Raw genomic sequence first — 17936 nt, forward strand, 5'->3', positions numbered from 1 at the left:
GGGACGATCCTCGGGCTCAGAAGAAGCTGGCGCTGACATCGAGCTGCAGCACGTCGATGCCGAGCTTCGGGCCGCTGATCTCGGTGGCGCTCAGGTAGCGGACGCCGATCGTGGCGTTGTCGGTGAAGCCGACCGAACCGCCGATGTAGTAGCCCTTGGCGTTGGTGCCGCCGAGATGGAAATCGGAATCGGTGAAGGTGTCCGGCACGGCATCGCTTTCGACATGGCGATAGCCGACCTGCCCCTGCCAGTCGCCGAAATGGCGCAGCACCGGGTGGCCGAAGCGCACCTGCAGCTGGTAGGCGTCGCGGCCGATGTCGACCTGCTGCGTGCAGGTGCCGACACCGGGCGCGCAGGGACCATAGTTGTTGACCGGAATGCGGTCGACGATGCGCCGGCGGCTGAACGCGGCATTGCGCGCGAACTCGCCGTCGATGGCCAGATGCAGCGGGCCGGCGACACGCACGTCGACACCGCCACCGAACGACACCACGCGAAACTTCGAGGCCAGGCCGAAGTACTGGAAGGCCGGATCGCCCGGGTTGATCAGCCGCAGGTCGCGGATGCCGAACAGCGTGTTGCCCTTCTGCACGAAGCCGGGCCGCGAGCTGTCGGTATCGCAGGTGACGTTGACGTTCGGCGCGAAGCATGGCGACGACAGTTCGCCTTCGATGTTGACGAACTCGTAGACCGCGCTGTCGGCGTGCAGCGCGGTGTCCTGGTTGAGCAGGCGGCTCCATTCCACCTGCAGCGCGGCGAGCCATTTGTCGTAGCTGCCGACCTTGTTGATGCTGTTGCCGGGATAGTTCGGGTCGGTGTTTTCCACCGAGAAGCCGCCGCCGCGAATGCGGAAATCGTTGCCGGCCACCCGCTCCGACCAGCTGAGGCTGAGGCCGTCGAAGGCCAGGTCGCGGTCCCAGATCAGGTCCAGCGCGCCGGCAAACGGGTTCGGCACCCGGCCCAGGTTCAACGCCAGCCGGGGGTCCGGCTGATAGCGCAGGTAGGCGCGGTCGAGCAGGATGTTGAGCTTGTTGAAATCGTTGCCAAGCGTCTGGTTGGTGCTGACCGGCGACACGCCGTTGCCCGAGGCCAGGCGGACGTTGACGCTGAGATCCGGCGTCACCGTGAAGCGGGCGCCGATGCGCGCGCGCAGGCGCAGCAGCTGGCGATCTTCGGTGGTGTTCAGGAACGGCAGCGCCAGCGGCTCGCCAGCAGCGGGCGGCGTGGTGTTGATCGGCTGGCCGCCGTTGATCGCCTGGAAATTGAAGAACTGGTTGTTGTTGCCGCTCTCGTACAGCTGGCCTTCGCCACGCACCAGCAGATCGGCATTGAGGCTGATCCGCTTCAGCCATTCCGGGATCGCATCCGGCTGCGCCCAGTTCTCGCGCCGCGCGGTGTCCATGATCTCCTCGCGCAGGTCATCGCGAAGGCGCTTGCGTTCCAGTTCCGACAGATACGGCACCCGGACCCGGCCTGGCGGCGCGGCGGCGGCGGCCGGTGCCGGTGCAGGCGCCGGTACGGATGTCGGTGCAGCGGCAGGCGCCGCAGCGTCGGCCGTGCGGGCAGCGGCAGCGGCCGGTGTCGCCGTCGGCGCAGGTGCGGACACCGATGCAGCGGGCGTCGGTGACGGCACGGCGGCCGCCACTGCGGTCGCGCCCGCGGCGGCGGCCGCCTCGGCCACGGTCGGCAACGGCGTCTGCAGGCTGGCGGCGGTCTCCGGCTCGGCCTGCTGCAACCGCCCGGCGACCGGCGCTTCGGGGTCCTCGGCTGCGGCCGGCGCGGGCCTGGTTGCAGCAGGCGCCGGTGCCGATGTCACAGCGGCAGCGGCCACCGGAGCGGACGCCGGCGCCGATGGTGATGCGGATGCCGGTGCCGGATTGGCGCGCGGCAGCACGCGCGGTGCGGTCGGTGCCGGCGGTGCGTTGGCGGCGCTGCTGCCCGCAGCGGCCGCTGCGGCGGCGATGGCGGCTTCGCCACTCGGTGGCTGGGCCGCCGGCAGCAGCAGCGTGCTGCCGGCGATCAGCGCTTCCGGTGCGCCCCGGAACGCGTTCGGATTGGCGCGGTAGATCACTTCCGACTGCTGCCAGACGCAGGCCGGCGTGTTCGGCGGACACAGGCGCGCGGCGATCGCCGACAGCACCTCGCCCTGCGCGACGACGTGACGCGCTGCGTCGGCCGCTTCGCTGCCGGACGGCAGGCCGACCAGCAGGCCGACGCCCGCCGCGATGGCGGTGAGCCGGAAGGGACTGCACGAGGCTTTCGGGAAATCGTTCATGAGGCGCAAGGAGTTGACGAATGGGAAGCGGACGCGGCGCGGCGGCGGTCAGTCGAGGCTGTAGCCGTCGGCGCTGCGTTCGCGGCTGCCGGGCCGCAGGCGGCGCGGCTGCGGCACGCTGGCGATCTGCGGCACGCCGCTGAGATCGAACGAGCGCGCGGCGTCGACATAGAGCTGGTCGAGGTCCGGCTTGCCGCTGGAATGCAGCACCTCGACCTTCTCGAGACGGCCTTCGGGGCTGAACCACAGCGCCAGGTCGATCTGCGACTTCTGCTCGCGCAGCCGCTTGCGCTTGCGCATCGCATCGAGCATGCGGTTGCGGATCTGGCCGTCGACATAGCTGCCGATGCTGCCGCCGCCCCCGCCCCCGCCGCCGCCATAACCGGCACCGCCGGGCCGGCCTTCGAGGCCGAAGCCGTCGCCAGCCCCCTCTCCGGCGGCATCGAGCGCCGGCGGGCCGGGCGGTGCATCGGACTTCGGGCCCGGCGCCGGCGGCGTCGGCTCCGGTGGCGATTGCTCGACCTTCAGCTCCGGCGTCTTCAGCTTCACCGGCTCCGGCAGATCCTTCGGCGGCGGCGGTGGTGGCGGCGGAGGGGGCGGTGGCGGCGCGATCAGCTTCAGCTGCACCACGGCCGGCACCACTTTGCGAGGCGGGTGCTTGTCGCCGCCGGACAGCAGCAGCCAGGCCACGCCGCCAGCGGGCAGCAGCGCGGCCGCCAGCAGCAGCCAGCGGCGCGCGGCAAGACGCGGCGTCGGGGTTTCGGTCATGACGGCAGCGACCGGCCTACTGCACCAGCCGCTGGGTCACGAGGCCCAGCTGGGTGATGTCGAGCTGGCCGAGCAGGCTCAGCACGTCGACGACGTTGTGGTACTGGGTTTCGCCGTCGCCGCGCACCACCACCGGCAGGTCCGGCACCTCGGCCTTCTTCTGGCGCAGCCGGGCACCGAGTTCCTCGAGCGTCACCGGCACGGCGTCCATGAAGATCTTGCCGTCGTTGGTGATGGTGATCGCGACGGTCTTGGGCTTGGCCAGCGCCGGCTGGCTGCTGGCCTTCGGCAGGTTGACCTTGATGCCCTGCACCGAGGCCGTGCACATGATGATGAAGATCACCAGCAGCACGTAGGACAGATCCAGCATCGGCGTGATGTTGATGTCGTCGAACGGCTTGTCTTCCTGGACTTGCATGGCAGGCGCTCCGTCAGCCGTGCTGCGAGGCCGTCGCGCCAGTGCCGCGGTACTGCTCCGCGACCCGGGTGACGAACTCGTCGACGAACACCTGCATGTCCGCGCTGCATTCCTTGGCGCGCGTCAGCAGGTAGTTGTAGCCAAACAGCGAGGGGATGGCGACGAACAGGCCGGTGACGGTGGCCGCCAGCGCCGCCGAGATGCCGGGCGCGATCGCGTTGACGTTGACCTCGCCGGCCGCCGCCACCGAGGCGAAGGTGATCATCACGCCGAGCACGGTGCCGAGCAGGCCGATGAACGGGCCGCCGGAAATGGCGATGGTCAGCAGCACCATCAGCCGGTTCAGCTCCTGGTTCTCGCGGATCAGGGTGCCGTGCAGAGAAGCCCGGATCGCTTCGATCGACTGCGAGGACAGCGCGGCGTCCGGAGCCTTGGCGACACGCTTGCCGACTTCCGTGCGGCCAACCTTGAACATGCGGCTCAGCGGCGATTCGGCCGCCGCCGGCAGCGCCTGCTGAAGGCTGGCGAAATCGCCGTCGTGCTGCTGGTACAGCGCCATGAACTGGCGGTTGCCCTTGCTGGCCGCGCCGATCTGCCGGCCCTTGCGGGCCATGATGTAGAAGCTGGCCAGCATCATCAGCGCCAGCACGATCATGCAGACCCAGGCGTCCAGCGTCAGCGAATCCATGATCACCGCAAAGTGGCTGCCGCCGGCACCGGCCTGCGCCTCGTCGGCGCCGAAGCTGACCAGCCGGTCGGCGGCGCCCTGGTTGACCGCCGCCAGCAGCAGCGCGTTGGCATCGCGCTCGCTCTTGGCGATCTGCAGTTCGTCGATCTCGCCGACGAAGCCGCTGCGCAGCGGCTGGCCGCTGGCGGCGGCATCACCGCCCAGCACCGGGCTTGCGCTGATCGCCGGGGTCGGCTGCGCCAGGGTCGCTGCCAGCACGCCGTTGACGTAGAGCTTCAGCGACGCGCCACCGGTCACGGTCAGCAGCGTCCAAGTGTCGGCCGCCAGCGCGGCCGATGCCGGCGCGGTCGCCGCTGCCGCTCCGGCTGCGCTGGCGCTGACATACGGCAGGCCGGCATTGACACCGATCAATAGCGCCGCGCCGCCGGCATCGCGCTGGCTGTACAGCACGCCACTGACCGCGGCCGCTGCCTTGACCCAGGCCGACCAGGTGAAGCTGCCACCGGCCGTCAGATTCAGGCTCGGCGACGCCGGCAGCAGCACGGACGTGGCGCCGTCGAAGCGCGCGGCGCTGCCGATCAGCCCGCTGTCGTCGAGCGCCGGCGCTGCACCGGTGGCGTGATGCGCGAACGCGGTGGCGTCCTGCACCGGCTTGTCCTTGTCGGCGAAGTGGTAGACCAGCAGCTGGTCGGCCGGATAGCTGTTCTTGCTCTCCACCGGCACCGTCGCCTTCGGATTGCCGTAGTACAGCCAGATCGGCGCCGGCTTGCCGTTGGCCAGCACCGGCACCCGCACCCAGACGAAGGCCAGGTTGAACACCGGGTCGTACTTCTCGACGTGATGCGCCAGCTCGGTCTTGTCGTCCTCGGCGATGAAGCGCAGGTCGGCACCATCGGCACTGCCTTCGGCGAAGTTGAAGACGCCCTCGTGCAGGCGCACCAGCACCACCGCGTCCTTGACCTCGCCGCCCAACGCTGCGCCAGACGGCGTGGCGTCCAGCGTGATCGACTTGCGGTAGGCCCAGTCCGGGTTCCACCAGGCCTGGGCGCTGGCGGAGCCCAGCAGCAACACGGCCGCGCACAGGCGGCCCAGCAGAGTTCGGATGCAGCAGGCGGTCATGAAGGGCTCCAGCTCGGGATCAAAGCGATGCGGAAATGCGGAACAGCAGGCGGCTGTCGCCATCACCGGTCACCGCGCCGCGATGCAGCGGCATGGCCCAGTCGAGCGTGCCGCTGAGGTGGTCGATCAGCTTGAAACTCAGCCCGAAGCCGAAGCTCGACAGGTACTTGGCGCGCGGGCTGCTGTTGTCGAGGAACGGGCCGCGCAGCTTCAGGTCGGCGCTGTCGAAATAGGCGTAGGGCTGGAATTCGCTGACCGCGCGGCGCAGCAGGCTGGACGGCACGTAGTCGCTCAGCGATGGCGCGCGCAGCTCGGCGGAGGCGAAGTAGCCGTAGTCGCCGAGCACTTCGGCTTCGAGGTAGCCACGCACGTTGTCCATGCCGCCGCCGGCGAACTGTTCGCTGGAAATCAGCGGCTGGTCGGTGATCTGGGTACTGAAGCGCAGCCCCAGTTCGAGCGCGCCCGGCAGCCGTCGTTCGTAGCAGATGCTGTTACGCAACTGCAGCATCTGGCCGCGCGCCTTGAAACGGTTGAGATCGATGGTATCGGCGTCGCTGCCGAGCTTCGGCGAAGCCACGCTGAGCCGAAAATCGTTCTGCAAGGACTGCTGTTCGAGGCGCAGCAGCTGCGTAAGGCTCAAGGTCACCGGCAGGTACTCGACCGGCGTGCGGATCTCCGCGCCGGGGCCGACGCTGGCCACCGTGTTGAAGTTCTTGTAGTCGACGCCGATCGAGATACCGGGGTAGTAGATGCCGCCGAGCGCCGGCCACTGCTTGCCGAGCGACAGCCCGAAACTGCGGCCGCTGCCGTTGACATCGACCCCGCTGAGCGCGGTGACGTTGCTGCCGGTGCGCAGCGCCGTCGCGCTGAGATTCCAGCTGCCGTCGCCAAGCGGAATGCGGTACGCGCCGTAGTAGACGCGGCCGTCGTCGATCCGGCGCGGCGCCAGCTGCACGCTCAGCGTGATGCTGTGGCCGAGCTGGAACAGGTTGTCGTAGCCGGCCGTCAGGACCGTGCGCATGAACGAGGTATCGCGGCCGTGGCGGTTGTTGACCTCGGCCGACAGCCGCAGCGGCAGCTGATCGTCGACGTTCAGGTCGACGTCGATCACGCCGGGGGTCGCGGCCAGTGCCAGCACCGGCGTGACCCGGCGGTAGCCGAGCCGATTCACGTAGTTCAGCTCCTGCTCGACCTTCGCGAAGTCCGGCACCTGGCCTTCGGCGAGCGACGGCACTTCGAGCTTGATCTGGTCGATGGAGCTGTAGCGGCTGCCGATCACTTCAAGGCTGCCGACCTTGCCTTCCACGACCTCGAGCAGGACCAGTCCATCCTTGATCGTCTGCTTCGGAATGGTCACCGCAACGCTCTTGTAGCCGCGCTGCTTGTAGAGTTGTTCGAGCGCGCTGCGGGCGGCGTCGACATCGGCGGCCTTGCGGCCTTCACCGACGAAAGGCTCCAGCGCCAGCTGGATGTCGATGTCGTTCAGCCGGGTGTTGCCGTCGACCGCTATTTCGAAGATGTCGAAGCGCTGATCGCGCACCGGCACGGCGACGGTTCGAGGTATCGGGTCCACCGGCGCCGGTTCGGCCGCCACGGCAGGCAGGCAGGCGTGCACGACCATCGCGGCCAACGCGTGTTGCAGTGACGGGCCGGCAATGCGCAAGCAGCAATCCCCGAATCGACAATGAGTGGATACACCGTCGACTGTGGCCGTCGTTCCGGCGGGTGGAGTGTCACCACACTGGATCTGCGCAGGAGGCAGACCGCGCCGTTATTAAAGTTAAATAATTTGTCAATATGATGACATCGGCTTGTACCTCCCCTGATCCACACAATGGCGCGAACGCCCCGGCAGCCTGATGACAGACGACGCCTGATGACCGGCGCACTGCTGGTGGCGGTGGCAGCCACTGCGCTGCTGCTTACGCTGCGCGGTCAGCCGGTCGCCGCACCGGCATCGGTGGTGGCGGCAGCGCCGGTCACGACAGGGGATGCAGCCGCCTTGATGACGCCGCCGCCTTCATCCGGCAGCGACAGCTCGCCTGATGGCGATGCCATCGCTGCGGCCGCGCCCGAGGTGTCGCCATCGGCCGCCGTACCGGAGGCGCCACCGCCGGCCAGCGAATCGGCCGATAGCGAAATGATCGAAGTGGAGGACGATCCGTACGCCTATAACGAAGCCATCGCGGCGCCGGCCGAACCGACCGGTGTGGAGTGGACGCAGGAAGCGCCGCCGACCGCTGCCGATGAATTATCGGATGAGCGCGATGACGATTCGGCGAACGAACCGGCGGCAGGGCCGGTGATCGTCACCTCCGGGCCGCCCTTGCAGCAGCCCGCGGCGGCGCCGCTGAATCCGCGCAAGCCGGTTGCCGTCAGCGCCTATCAAGGCCCCTGCACCGCTGCCAGCACGCCGGAGGCGCCCGCGCAGTGGCGCGACCTGTCGGCCGACGAACGCGGCCGCTTTCCGCTGCCGCGTGCGGTCGCCAGCGTCTATGCGGCGGAGCCGCTGCGGCGCTTCATCGTCATCGACGATGCCGTGTTCCGCGAAGGCAGCCGCCTGCCCGATGGCAGCACCCTGCTGCGCATCGACCGCGCCAGCCTGGTGCTGGCCGCCGCCGGCTGCGCAGTGGAAGTGCCGCTACGGCTGCTGCAGCGCTGAAGTCGGCCTGCGGCAGCCGCAACAGCTGCCGACTCCAGCAGCCGTTAGTGGAGTGCATGCCAGTGGACTGGCATCGCTGCCGATGCGGTTTCACGAAATTGACATTGCCTTGACACGTTGAACCCCTACGGTGCCGCCGCTCGTTCGAGCACGGTGTGGTGCCGTCGCGTTGTCCAGGTTTCGCGTTGCATTCCAGAAGTATCCACTTTGTCTTTTGCTTTCAGGGGGCCTCATGTCTCATTCATCGAAGTCGATCGTCGCGGCGGCCGCGTTGGCGCTTGCCAACGCCGCTGGCGCAGCGACCATCGAACAGCCGTCGGTCGTGCTGTACGGCGGCGGCGCTACTTTCCCGATCAACGCTTACGTCGGTGATTCCTGGCTCGACGCCGTGCCGAATCGCCGTCTGTCGAACACCTTGCCGCCGGCTGCCGGCGCCAAGGAAAACGCCAACGCCGCCAGCAAGGCCTCGCTGTTCGTCGAGTTCGCCAAGAGCACGGCCGCTTCGGGCACGCCGGACCAGAAGTCCGGTCGCGTCGGCGTGTCGTACTGCCAGGGTGGCTCGGGCGTCGGCCGCGGCATCATCCAGAACACGCTGGTGGCCACCGCGCCGTGCGGCGACTACGGCACCGGCACGCCGGCTGGCGTCTCGGCCCCGACCCGCAAGGCCGACTTCGGTGGCTCGGACGCGCCGCTGTCGCAGGCTGACGTCAACACCTTCAACACCTCGGCCGGCACACCCGCGCAGAACTACGGCGATCTCTACAGCCAGCAGGTGCAGATTCCGGCCGTCGCCGGCAGCGTCGCCGTGGTCTACAACAATCCCGATCTCGGCAAGAAGCAGCTGAACCTGACCCGTTCGGACATCTGCGGCATCTTCTCCGGCTCGATCACCGACTGGTCGCAGCTGACCAGCACGCCGAAGGTCACCACGCTGACGCGGCCGATCAAGGTCATCACCCGGTCGGACAGCTCGGGCACCACCTTCAGCTTCACGAACTTCCTGTCGGCCGCCTGCCCGACCCTGAACGCCACCGGCGACACCGCCGTCACCGGCTTCAAGACGGTCAACGTGTTCTCGACCGGCCTGCCGACCGGCGCCACCCTGCCGGCCGGTTCGCTGGCGGTGTCGGGCAACGGCAGCATCGTCACCACGGTGGCAGCGACCGAAGGCGCGATCGGCTACGCCGACGTGGCCGATACCGTCAGCCGCACCAAGCGTGAAGGCGGCGCCAGCCTCAAGTTCGCAACCGTGTCGCGCTCCAAGGATCTGCCGAAGGGCACGCCGGGCGTGATTCCGCCGGGCGGCGACGCCGTGACCTGCGCCGGCAGCGGCAAGGTGTTCCAGCCGTCGCCGACCAAGGCGGTGAAGTACACCTGCCCGGCCGTGGTCTACAACAAGCTGAGCCCGTCGAAGAACCTGCTGGCCAAGGGCTCCACCGGCCTGTCGCTGAACGTGTCGCTCGACAAGGTGCTGGGCGCCAACGATGCCAACGGCCGTCCGACCGTGCTCGACGTCACCGGCCAGAACGCCTCGGCGATCCCGGGCTGCCTGCTGACCGTGCTGCCGAACGACTACGCCCAGCCGCCGGTCATCGCGACCAAGAAGGCCGCGCAGGATTTCGCGACCTACCCGGTCATCGCCGTCTCGTACCTGATCGCCACCGCCGCCGGCAACGGCAGCAAGCTGGCCGACCTGCAGGCGCTGCTCGGCGCCTCGTACAACGCGACGGTGCTGTCGACCACCAAGACGATCGGCAAGACCACCGGCTTCGCGCCGCTGACCTTGAAGCTGAACGGCGCGACGATCGACGTTCCGGCGAAGATTGCCGCCTGCGTCCGCAGCTGATCGGTTGAAGTCTGCATCGGGGCCGGGTCGATACGACCGGCCTTCGACGACACCCGCTACGCTTCCGGCGCAGCGGGTGTCGCCGTTTTTCCGCCTCCGTCATGCCGGTGGCCGCAGCCGGCGGCGCACCGGCCACGATCGGCACCTCGGTGGTCAGGCCGCGCGCCACCCGATCGGGCAGGTTTTCGGCATGGGCCGCCCCCGCTTTTGCAGTGGCGGCACTTCTGGTTTCATGTCAATCAGGCCTTGACCGTTCCCGGTTCGAACATAGGCCCCCAGACACCAACCGGAGGAGATCCCATGTCCGCAGTCGCCAAGACCCCTGCCACCTCAACGGCACAATACGACGCAGTCGTCATCGGTGCCGGCGTCGCCGGCCTGTACCAGGTGTATCGGCTTCGCGAAGCCGGGTTCAACGTCAAGGCCTTCGAGGCCGGTTCGAACGTCGGCGGGACCTGGTACTGGAACCGCTACCCCGGTGCCCGCTTCGATTCCGAGGCCGAGATCTACCAGTACTGGTTCTCCAAGGACATGTACGCGCAGTGGAAGCCGACCGAGCGCTTCCCGGCCCAGCCGGAAACAGAAAAGTGGCTGAACCACGTCGCCGATCTGAACGACCTGCGCAAGCACTACAGCTTCTCGACGCGGGTCACCGCCGCCCATTACGACGAAGCCCAGAAGCTCTGGAAGATTTCGACCGACAAGGGTGACACCGTCACCGCGCGCTTCTTCATCAGCTGCGCCGGCATGCTGTCGGCGCCGCTGGAAAACCGCTTCCCGGGCCAGGACACCTTCAAGGGCCGCATCTTCCACACCGCGCGCTGGCCGAAGGACGAGATCGACTGGACCGGCAAGACCGTCGGCGTGGTCGGCACCGGCGCCACCGGCATCCAGGTGATCCAGACCATCGCCCCGAAGGTCGGCAAGCTGAAGGCCTTCGTGCGGACGCCGCAGTACATCATTCCGATGAACAACCCGAAGTACTCGGAAGCCGACTGGGCCAAGAAGGTCGACGGTTTCGAGTCGCTGAAGTCACGGGTGCAGTCGACGTTCTCGGGCTTCGAGTACGACTTCGCCAACGGCTCCTGGTACGACAAGACGCCGGAACAGCGGCGGGCGATCTACGAGCACTACTGGAAGGACGGCTCGCTGGCGCTCTGGCTGTCGGCGTTCCCGGAAGTGTTCTCCGACGAGGCGGCCAGCGCCGACATCTCCGAGTTCGTCCGCGAAAAGATGCGCGAACGCCTGAACAACGATCCCTTCCTCTGCGACAAGCTGATCCCGAAGCCGTCGGACTATGGCTTCGGCACCCATCGCGTGCCGCTGGAATCGAACTATCTGGAAGCCTACCTGCGGCCGAACGTGCAGCTGATCGACTGCCGCGAATCGGCGATCGAGCGGATCGTGCCGAACGGCGTGCAGATGAAGAACGGCACCGTGCATGAAGTCGACATCCTGGTGCTGGCTACCGGCTTCGACGCCGGCTCGGGAGCCTTGAGCCGTATCGACGTGCGCGGCCGCGGCGGTCGTTCGCTGAAGGAAGACTGGGGCAAGGACATCCGCACCGCGATGGGCCTCGGCAAGCACGGCTACCCGAACCTGTTCACCACGGCGGCTCCGCTGGCACCGTCGGCGGCGCTGTGCAACATGACCACCTGCCTGCAGCAGCAGGTCGACTGGATCAGCGACTGCCTGATCCGCCTGCGCGACAAGGGCGTCACCGAGATCGAGCCGACCAAGGCCTTCGAGGACGCCTGGGTGGAACACCACGACTCGATCGCCAACGCCACGCTGATCGTCAAGACCGACAGCTGGTACATGGGCTCGAACGTCGAAGGCAAGCCGCGGCGCCTGCTGTCGTACTGCGGCGGCGTCGGCACCTATCGCGGCAAGTGCGACGAGGTGGCCGCCAACGACTACCAGGGCTTCGCGATGAGCTGATCCGGCTGCCTTCGGGCCTTGCCGGCAAGCCCCGTCGATCTCCGATCGGCGGGGCTTTTTCGTGGCCCAGACGAAAGACGGGCAGCGCCCGCTGGCCCGGCCCGCATGCTCGCCGTCACCCGTTTCCAGCCCCTGCCGCCGGCTGGCCCACCTTCCCTTCACCCACCGAAGACACCGCCCCGATGAAGACCCGAGTCACCGAAATGCTGGGCATCCAGTACCCGATCATCCAGGGCGGCATGATGTGGGTCGGCCGTGCCGAACTCGCCGCTGCGGTTTCCAATGCCGGCGGCCTGGGCATCATCACGGCGCTGACCCAGCCGAGCCCGGACGATCTGGCCAAGGAAATCCTTCGCTGCCGCGAGATGACCGACAAGCCGTTCGGCGTCAACCTGACCATCCTGCCGAGCGCCAAGCCACCACCGTACGAGGCCTATCTCGACGCCGCGCTGGACAACGGTGTGAAGGTGCTGGAAACCGCCGGCAACAACCCGAAGGAATTCATCCTCAAGGCCAAGGCGCGCGGCGTGAAGATCATCCACAAGTGCACCGCCGTGCGGCATGCGCTGTCGGCCGAACGCAATGGCGTCGATGCCGTGTCGATCGATGGCTACGAATGCGCCGGCCATCCGGGCGAGGACGGCATCGGCTGCCTGATCCTGTTCGCGCTGGCCGCCCGCAAGGTCAAGATTCCGCTGATCGCCTCCGGCGGCATCGCCGACGGCCGGACCATGGCCGCCGCGTTCGCGCTCGGCATCGAAGGCGTCAACATGGGCACCCGCTTCTGCGTCACCCAGGAAGCGCCGATCCACGACAACATCAAGCAGCTGCTGGTCAAGGCGACCGAGCGCGACACCAACCTGATTTTCCGCACGCTGCACAACACCGGCCGGGTGCTGAAGACGCCGGTATCGGATGAGGTGGTGGCGATCGAGAACCGCCCGGGCGGCTGCACGTTTGCCGACATCCAGCACCTGGTGTCCGGCGCCAAGGGCCGCGTGGCGCTGGAAACCGGCGACGTCAATGCCGGCCTGATCTGGGCCGGCCAGTCGGTCGGCCTGATCGACGACATTCCGACCTGCGCCGAGCTGATCGAGCGCATGGTCGGCGAATGCCGCAGCCTGCTGGCGACCGCCAACCAGCGGGTGAATTAAAGTCGCAGTCGCGATCCGGCCCGGAAGCGGCACGAGGGGCCGGACGCATCCCGCAACCGGAGGAGAACCCGCGTGCTGAAGATCCACCATCTGGTGCTGTCCCGTTCCGAGCGCATCGTCTGGCTGGCCGAGGAAATGGGCCTGCGCTACGAGCTGGTCCGCCACCTGCGCGACCCGCAGACTTTCCGCGCGCCGCCGTCGCTGCGGGCGGTGACGCCGCTGGCCAAGGCGCCGGTGATCGAGGACGACGGTATCGTCGTCGAGGAATCCTCGGTGATCTGCGACTACCTGCTCGATCGCCATGGCGACCACGGGCTGCGTCCGGCGCCCGGCACCGCCGCGCGACGGCAGTACGACTACTGGATGGCCAGCGCTGAATCGACTCTGATGTATCCGGTGCTGATCGACCTGCTGTCGGTGCTGACCCAGTCCGATGCGCCGGGTCTGCAGGCCTTCGCGATGGGCGAGTACGACACCATGCTGGCGCATGTCGAGCGGACGCTGGCCGGCGGCGACTACCTGGTCGACAACCGCTTCAGCGCCGCCGACGTGATGGTCTACTACACGCTGGCGATGGCGGCCGGCACGGCGATTCCGTTCCCCACTCACGCGCCGCTGGACCGCTACCCGCAGGTGCGCGCCTATCTGGCCCGATTGGAGCAACGCCCGGCCTGGCAGCGCACCGCCAAGGCCTGCGCGGCCTGAAGGCTGGCGCTTGATCGTCTGCCGGACCTCCGGGGACGGGGACCGGCCGGCGCGGCTTCGACATCTCGTCGGGTGGAAGCGGTGAGGTCGCGCGCCTGCGGTCGGCCGGCCCGGCGGTTTTCTGGCAGCGCTGATCGGGCAGCGGGCACGGCGGACGCCGGCAGCCTAAGATGCGCGCCCACCGACCCGCTCCGCCGATGACGACGCCGCCGCCCGCCGATTCCGTTGCTGCAACCGCCGCGCCGGCTCCCGTCATCGCCAGCGCTGCTGTCGGCAGCCACCCGCTGCGCGCTGCGCTGCTGGTGATGGCGGCGGTGCTGCTGTTCGCCTGCATGGACACCACCACCAAGGTGCTGACCGAGCACTACGCGCCACCAGTGGTGATCGCCATCCGCTACGCCGTGCAAGGCCTGCTGATGCTGGCGATCCTCGCGCCCGGTCATGGCCGCCGGCTGGTACAGACCCAGCGCACCGGTCTGGTGCTGCTGCGTTCGGCCTGCCTGGCGCTGGCGTCGGTGATCATGGCGATCGCCTTCCACCGGCTGCCGGTCGCCGAAGCGACGGCGATCGTCTTCCTGTCGCCGCTACTGGTGGTGCTGATCAGCGGCACGGTGCTGGGCGAACGGGTGGGCGGCTACGGCATCGTGGCGGCCGTGGCCGGCTTTTCCGGCGTGCTGCTGATCGCCCGGCCGGGCGCGGGGCTTGATCCGCTTGGTGTCGTCTGCGCGCTGATCGGCGCCGTGCTGATCGCCAGCTACCAGCTGATGTCGCGGTTGCTGGCGCGCACCGAAGGCACCGTGCCGATGCTGTTCTACACGGCCATCGTCGGCTCGCTGGTCTACGGGCTGATGCTGCCGTGGTTCTGGGAAGGCCGCTGGCCGGACACGTCCCAGATGCTGCTGTTCTTCTGCACCGGCGCAGCCGGCGGGCTCGGGCATTTCCTGTTCACTGCGGCCCACCGTCACGCGCCGGCATCGGTGCTGGCGCCGGTGATGTACCTGCAACTGGTCTGGGCTGGCCTGCTCGGCTGGCTGGTGTTCGGCCATGTCGCCGACCTGCTGAGCATCATCGGCATGGTCATCGTGGCGCTGGCCGGTGCAGCCGTTGCATTGCGCGCGCAGCTGACGCGCCTGCTCGGGCGCATGCCCGGCTGACGATCGCGAGGAAACTGGGAGTCAGGTCTGCGGCGGCAGCCGCGAAGGGCGTCCGGCCGAGGCCGGCAATGGAGCGGGAAACGAGATTCGAACTCGCGACCTCAACCTTGGCAAGGTTGCGCTCTACCAGCTGAGCTATTCCCGCAGCGTGCAACGCCACCCTCGAACGAGGGTCTGAAAGTGGAGGCTACAGCCGGAGTCGAACCGACCTACGAGGATTTGCAGTCCTCTGCATAACCGATCTGCCATGTAGCCCACGTACCGCTTGCTGCCAGGCCAGCACCTCAGGTGCCCGACCCGCTTGCTTTCGGAGCCAGACTCCTGAAGCGAAAAAACCTCGTTGCTCACGAGGTTTCTGACTGACTTCACGTTGGAGCGGGAAACGAGATTCGAACTCGCGACCTCAACCTTGGCAAGGTTGCGCTCTACCAGCTGAGCTATTCCCGCAGCGTGTTGCCGAGGCGCGTATTCTAGTGGCTGAAGGCAGGGTGTCAAGCCATTCCTGCGAAAAACCTGCACCGCCGTCCGCCCTTCATCACCGGTCTCCGAAGCAGCGCGAGACGCGCTTGAACGGCCGCTCAGAATTCGTCGCGCATCACCGGCCAGGCCGCCCGCAGGTAGACCACCATCGACCACAAGGTCAGCGCCGCCGCCGCGAACAGCAAGCCATAGCCGATGCGATAGACGTCGACGTCGGCAACCGGCAGCTTCCACAGCATCAGGCTGATCGCGGTCATCTGGAACGCGGTCTTGATCTTGCCGACCATGCCGACGGCGACCCGCTTGCGCTGGCCCAGTTCGGCCAGCCATTCCCGCAGCGCGGAGATGGTGATCTCGCGGCCGATGATGATCGCCACCAGCACGCTCATGACGCTGCGCGGGTCGTCGCGCAGCAGCATCACCAGCGCCACGGCCACCAGCAGCTTGTCGGCCACCGGATCGAGAAACGCGCCGAAGTTGGAAGTCTGGTTCCAGCGTCGCGCCAGCCAGCCATCGAACCAGTCGGTGACCGCTGCCGCCACGAACAGCATCGCCGTGGCCTGCCGCGCATGCTGCCAGTCGATGTAGAAAAGTCCGACGACGATCGGTATGACCACGACCCGGCCGAGCGTCAGTGCTGTGGGGAGATTGATCCGCATGTCCTGGAGGCGATGCCGTTCGTGGCCGGTGGTCAGAGGCTAGTGTCCAGCAAAAGCGGGGCCTTGTGGTCGCATGGCACTGCAATCGAGCCGAATGCCGCCGGCACGTGGCGCGCAGTGGGTCATCAGGCAACGAACGGGCGAGGAATCCACTGCCGGTTCGTCAACACCGCGTCAATGGAAATGCGCGTAGATCCGCTCCGCCAGCCGCCGGTTGATGCCGTCGACGCGCGCCAGCTCGTCGATGCCGGCACGCTTGATCTGGCCGAGCCCGCCCAGGGCATTGAGCAGCGCCCGCCGCCGGGTCGGCCCCAGGCCCTCGATCGCCTCCAGCCCGGAGGTGACGCGCGCCTTGTCGCGCCGCGCCCGGTGGCCAGTGATCGCGAATCGGTGGGCCTCGTCGCGAATCCGCTGGATCAGGTGCAGCGCCGGTGAATCCGGCGGCAGCATGATCGGCTGATCGCGCTCCGGCAGGATCAGCTGTTCGAGCCCCGGCTTGCGCGTCGGCCCCTTGGCGATCGCGACGATCCGCACGCCCTCGTACTCCAGTTCCTCCAGCGCCTCGCAGGCCGACGCGAGCTGGCCGGCGCCGCCGTCGATGAACAGCACGTCCGGCACCTGGACCTCGCCGGATTTCACGCGCGCGAAGCGCCGCGACACCGCCTGCTTGATCGCCGCGTAGTCGTCACCCGGCGTGATGCCTTCGATGTTGAACTTGCGGTAGGCGATCTTCAGCGGCCCTTCCTCGTTGAACACCACGCAGGACGCCACCGGCCGTTCGCCCATCGAATGGCTGATGTCGAAACACTCCAGCCGGCGCGGCGGTGCGTCCAGATCCAGCGCCTGCTGCAGTTCCAGCAGGCGCTTGTCCATGCTGGCCGCCTCGACCAGCCGCGTCGACAGCGCCTGCTGCGCGGTGTTGATCGCCATCTCCATCAGCCGCTGCTTGGGGCCGCGTTGCGGCGCGTTGATCTTCACCTTGCGGCCGGCGGCGTGCGCCAGGGTCGCCTCGATCCATTCGAGATCGTCCGGCTGATGGCTGATCAGCACCTCCGGCGGCACCGGCCGGCTCAGGTAGTACTGGCCGAGGAAGCTGCCCAGCAGTTCCGGCACTTCCATGCCGTGCGGATGCTTCGGGAAAAAGCTGCCGTGACCGAGGTTCAGGCCGTCACGCACCGAGGTGACGACGATGCAGCTCGACGACGGATGCGGCGCGACCGCGATCACGTCGATCTCGTCGGCGCCGCCGGTGATCGCACGGTTCTCGCGCACCCGCGCGAGTGCCGCGATCTGGTCGCGCAGCTTGGCGGCGCGCTCGAACTCCAGCGCTTCGGAGGCTGCTTCCATCTCGGTGCCGATCTCGCGGGCCAGCTCGTCGCCACGGCCTTCGAGCAGCCGCACCGCGCGGCCGATGTCGACCGCGTAGTCCTCCGGTGAGATCAGCTTCACGCAGGGTGCCGAGCAGCGCCGGATCTGGTACTGCAGGCAGGGCCGGCGGCGGTTGCTGAAGAAGGTGTCATTGCAGGGCCGCAGGCGGAACAGCTTCTGCAGGGTGTAGAGCGTCTCGCGCACGGCGGTAGCGCTCGGGAACGGCCCGAAGTAGCGCGCTTCGCTGTCTTTGCTGCCGCGATGGAAGCCGATCCGCGGGTAGTCGTGGCCGTTGCTGATCTTGACGAACGGGTAGCTCTTGTCATCCCGCAGCGACACGTTGTAGCGCGGGTTCTGCTCCTTGATGAGTGTGGCTTCCAGCAGCAGCGCCTCATCTTCGGTGTGAGTCAGCGACACCTCGATGCGGGCGATCTGGTCGACCATCGACTCGATGCGCGGATTGCCGCTGGCACGCAGGAAATAGCTGCCGACGCGCTTCTTCAGATTGCGCGCCTTGCCGACGTACAGAAGATCGTCGCCGGCGTCGTACATGCGGTAGACGCCGGGCGAACTGGTCAGCTGCGACAGGAATGCCTTGGAATCGAAAACGGGTGCCGGATCGCTCATCGCGCGAAGGATACCGGCGCATTGACCATCTGCGGAGACCCGCTGCGGCAGCAGCGGCAGCCGGCGGGAAGC

13 protein-coding genes and 3 tRNA genes are annotated in these 17936 nt (G+C 67.9%); 6 read left to right on the plus strand and 10 right to left on the minus strand.

Annotation, left to right across the window (positions count from 1 at the left end):
* Positions 1 to 16: 16 nt before the first annotated feature.
* The 5 genes from ACTIGJ_RS04660 to ACTIGJ_RS04680 are packed head-to-tail and all read right to left on the minus strand — an operon-like array spanning position 17 to position 6862.
* On the minus strand, positions 17 to 2275 hold the full coding sequence (locus ACTIGJ_RS04660) for a putative porin (RefSeq protein WP_439639116.1): 2259 nt from the start codon (positions 2273 to 2275) through the stop codon (positions 17 to 19).
* 48 nt (positions 2276 to 2323) lie between these two features.
* On the minus strand, positions 2324 to 3043 hold the full coding sequence (locus ACTIGJ_RS04665; protein WP_439639117.1) for a hypothetical protein: 720 nt from the start codon (positions 3041 to 3043) through the stop codon (positions 2324 to 2326).
* Between the two features lie 16 nt (positions 3044 to 3059).
* On the minus strand, positions 3060 to 3461 hold the full coding sequence (locus tag ACTIGJ_RS04670) for an ExbD/TolR family protein (protein WP_439639118.1): 402 nt from the start codon (positions 3459 to 3461) through the stop codon (positions 3060 to 3062).
* Between the two features lie 13 nt (positions 3462 to 3474).
* A complete protein-coding gene (locus ACTIGJ_RS04675; RefSeq protein WP_439639119.1) occupies positions 3475 to 5268 on the minus strand; it encodes a DUF2341 domain-containing protein in 1794 nt (597 codons plus the stop codon).
* Between the two features lie 19 nt (positions 5269 to 5287).
* A complete protein-coding gene (locus ACTIGJ_RS04680; protein ID WP_439639120.1) occupies positions 5288 to 6862 on the minus strand; it encodes a ShlB/FhaC/HecB family hemolysin secretion/activation protein in 1575 nt (524 codons plus the stop codon).
* Between the two features lie 282 nt (positions 6863 to 7144).
* On the opposite strand from ACTIGJ_RS04680, the gene ACTIGJ_RS04685 reads away from it, so the two are divergent.
* The 6 genes from ACTIGJ_RS04685 to ACTIGJ_RS04710 all read left to right on the plus strand — a co-directional run bounded on the left by ACTIGJ_RS04685 (position 7145) and on the right by ACTIGJ_RS04710 (position 14730).
* Complete coding sequence (locus tag ACTIGJ_RS04685) at positions 7145 to 7930, plus strand: general secretion pathway protein GspB (protein WP_439639121.1); 786 nt, start codon at positions 7145 to 7147, stop codon at positions 7928 to 7930.
* 232 nt (positions 7931 to 8162) lie between these two features.
* Positions 8163 to 9776, plus strand: coding sequence for a substrate-binding domain-containing protein (locus ACTIGJ_RS04690; protein ID WP_439639122.1), 1614 nt, complete (start codon positions 8163 to 8165; stop codon positions 9774 to 9776).
* Positions 9777 to 10076: 300 nt separating this feature from the next.
* The gene (locus ACTIGJ_RS04695) at positions 10077 to 11717 is read left to right on the plus strand and encodes a flavin-containing monooxygenase (RefSeq protein WP_439639123.1); all 1641 of its coding nucleotides are present in this window, start codon (positions 10077 to 10079) and stop codon (positions 11715 to 11717) included.
* A 182-nt stretch (positions 11718 to 11899) separates the two neighbouring features.
* A complete protein-coding gene (locus ACTIGJ_RS04700; RefSeq protein WP_439639124.1) occupies positions 11900 to 12871 on the plus strand; it encodes an NAD(P)H-dependent flavin oxidoreductase in 972 nt (323 codons plus the stop codon).
* A gap of 72 nt (positions 12872 to 12943) precedes the next feature.
* Positions 12944 to 13576, plus strand: a complete 633-nt coding sequence (locus tag ACTIGJ_RS04705; protein ID WP_439639125.1) for a glutathione S-transferase family protein — start codon at positions 12944 to 12946, stop codon at positions 13574 to 13576.
* 197 nt (positions 13577 to 13773) lie between these two features.
* Positions 13774 to 14730, plus strand: coding sequence for a DMT family transporter (locus tag ACTIGJ_RS04710; protein ID WP_439639126.1), 957 nt, complete (start codon positions 13774 to 13776; stop codon positions 14728 to 14730).
* Between the two features lie 69 nt (positions 14731 to 14799).
* On the opposite strand, the gene ACTIGJ_RS04715 is transcribed toward ACTIGJ_RS04710, so the two are convergent.
* From ACTIGJ_RS04715 to uvrC, 5 genes are all read right to left on the minus strand, one after another.
* Positions 14800 to 14875 (minus strand) — tRNA-Gly (locus ACTIGJ_RS04715).
* A gap of 36 nt (positions 14876 to 14911) precedes the next feature.
* A tRNA-Cys gene (locus tag ACTIGJ_RS04720) sits at positions 14912 to 14985 on the minus strand.
* Between the two features lie 116 nt (positions 14986 to 15101).
* Positions 15102 to 15177: transfer RNA gene (locus ACTIGJ_RS04725), tRNA-Gly, on the minus strand.
* Positions 15178 to 15308: 131 nt separating this feature from the next.
* Entirely contained in the window at positions 15309 to 15869 is a 561-nt protein-coding gene (gene pgsA / locus ACTIGJ_RS04730) for a CDP-diacylglycerol--glycerol-3-phosphate 3-phosphatidyltransferase (RefSeq protein WP_439639127.1), read from the minus strand.
* Positions 15870 to 16043: 174 nt separating this feature from the next.
* Entirely contained in the window at positions 16044 to 17864 is a 1821-nt protein-coding gene (uvrC, locus tag ACTIGJ_RS04735; RefSeq protein WP_439639128.1) for an excinuclease ABC subunit UvrC, read from the minus strand.
* Positions 17865 to 17936: the final 72 nt, after the last annotated feature.

It is taken from the genome of Nevskia sp. (assembly GCF_051860985.1).
Taxonomy (GTDB): Bacteria; Pseudomonadota; Gammaproteobacteria; order Nevskiales; family Nevskiaceae; genus Nevskia.

Coding starts and splice junctions, on each gene's coding strand:
- ACTIGJ_RS04660 (WP_439639116.1), bottom strand. CDS start 2,275: ATGAACGATTTCCCGAAAGCCTCGTGCAGTCCCTTCCGGCTCACCGCC.
- ACTIGJ_RS04665 (WP_439639117.1), bottom strand. CDS start 3,043: ATGACCGAAACCCCGACGCCGCGTCTTGCCGCGCGCCGCTGGCTGCTG.
- ACTIGJ_RS04670 (WP_439639118.1), bottom strand. CDS start 3,461: ATGCAAGTCCAGGAAGACAAGCCGTTCGACGACATCAACATCACGCCG.
- ACTIGJ_RS04675 (WP_439639119.1), bottom strand. CDS start 5,268: ATGACCGCCTGCTGCATCCGAACTCTGCTGGGCCGCCTGTGCGCGGCC.
- ACTIGJ_RS04685 (WP_439639121.1), top strand. CDS start 7,145: ATGACCGGCGCACTGCTGGTGGCGGTGGCAGCCACTGCGCTGCTGCTT.
- ACTIGJ_RS04690 (WP_439639122.1), top strand. CDS start 8,163: ATGTCTCATTCATCGAAGTCGATCGTCGCGGCGGCCGCGTTGGCGCTT.
- ACTIGJ_RS04695 (WP_439639123.1), top strand. CDS start 10,077: ATGTCCGCAGTCGCCAAGACCCCTGCCACCTCAACGGCACAATACGAC.
- ACTIGJ_RS04700 (WP_439639124.1), top strand. CDS start 11,900: ATGAAGACCCGAGTCACCGAAATGCTGGGCATCCAGTACCCGATCATC.
- ACTIGJ_RS04710 (WP_439639126.1), top strand. CDS start 13,774: ATGACGACGCCGCCGCCCGCCGATTCCGTTGCTGCAACCGCCGCGCCG.
- pgsA (WP_439639127.1), bottom strand. CDS start 15,869: ATGCGGATCAATCTCCCCACAGCACTGACGCTCGGCCGGGTCGTGGTC.
- uvrC (WP_439639128.1), bottom strand. CDS start 17,864: ATGAGCGATCCGGCACCCGTTTTCGATTCCAAGGCATTCCTGTCGCAG.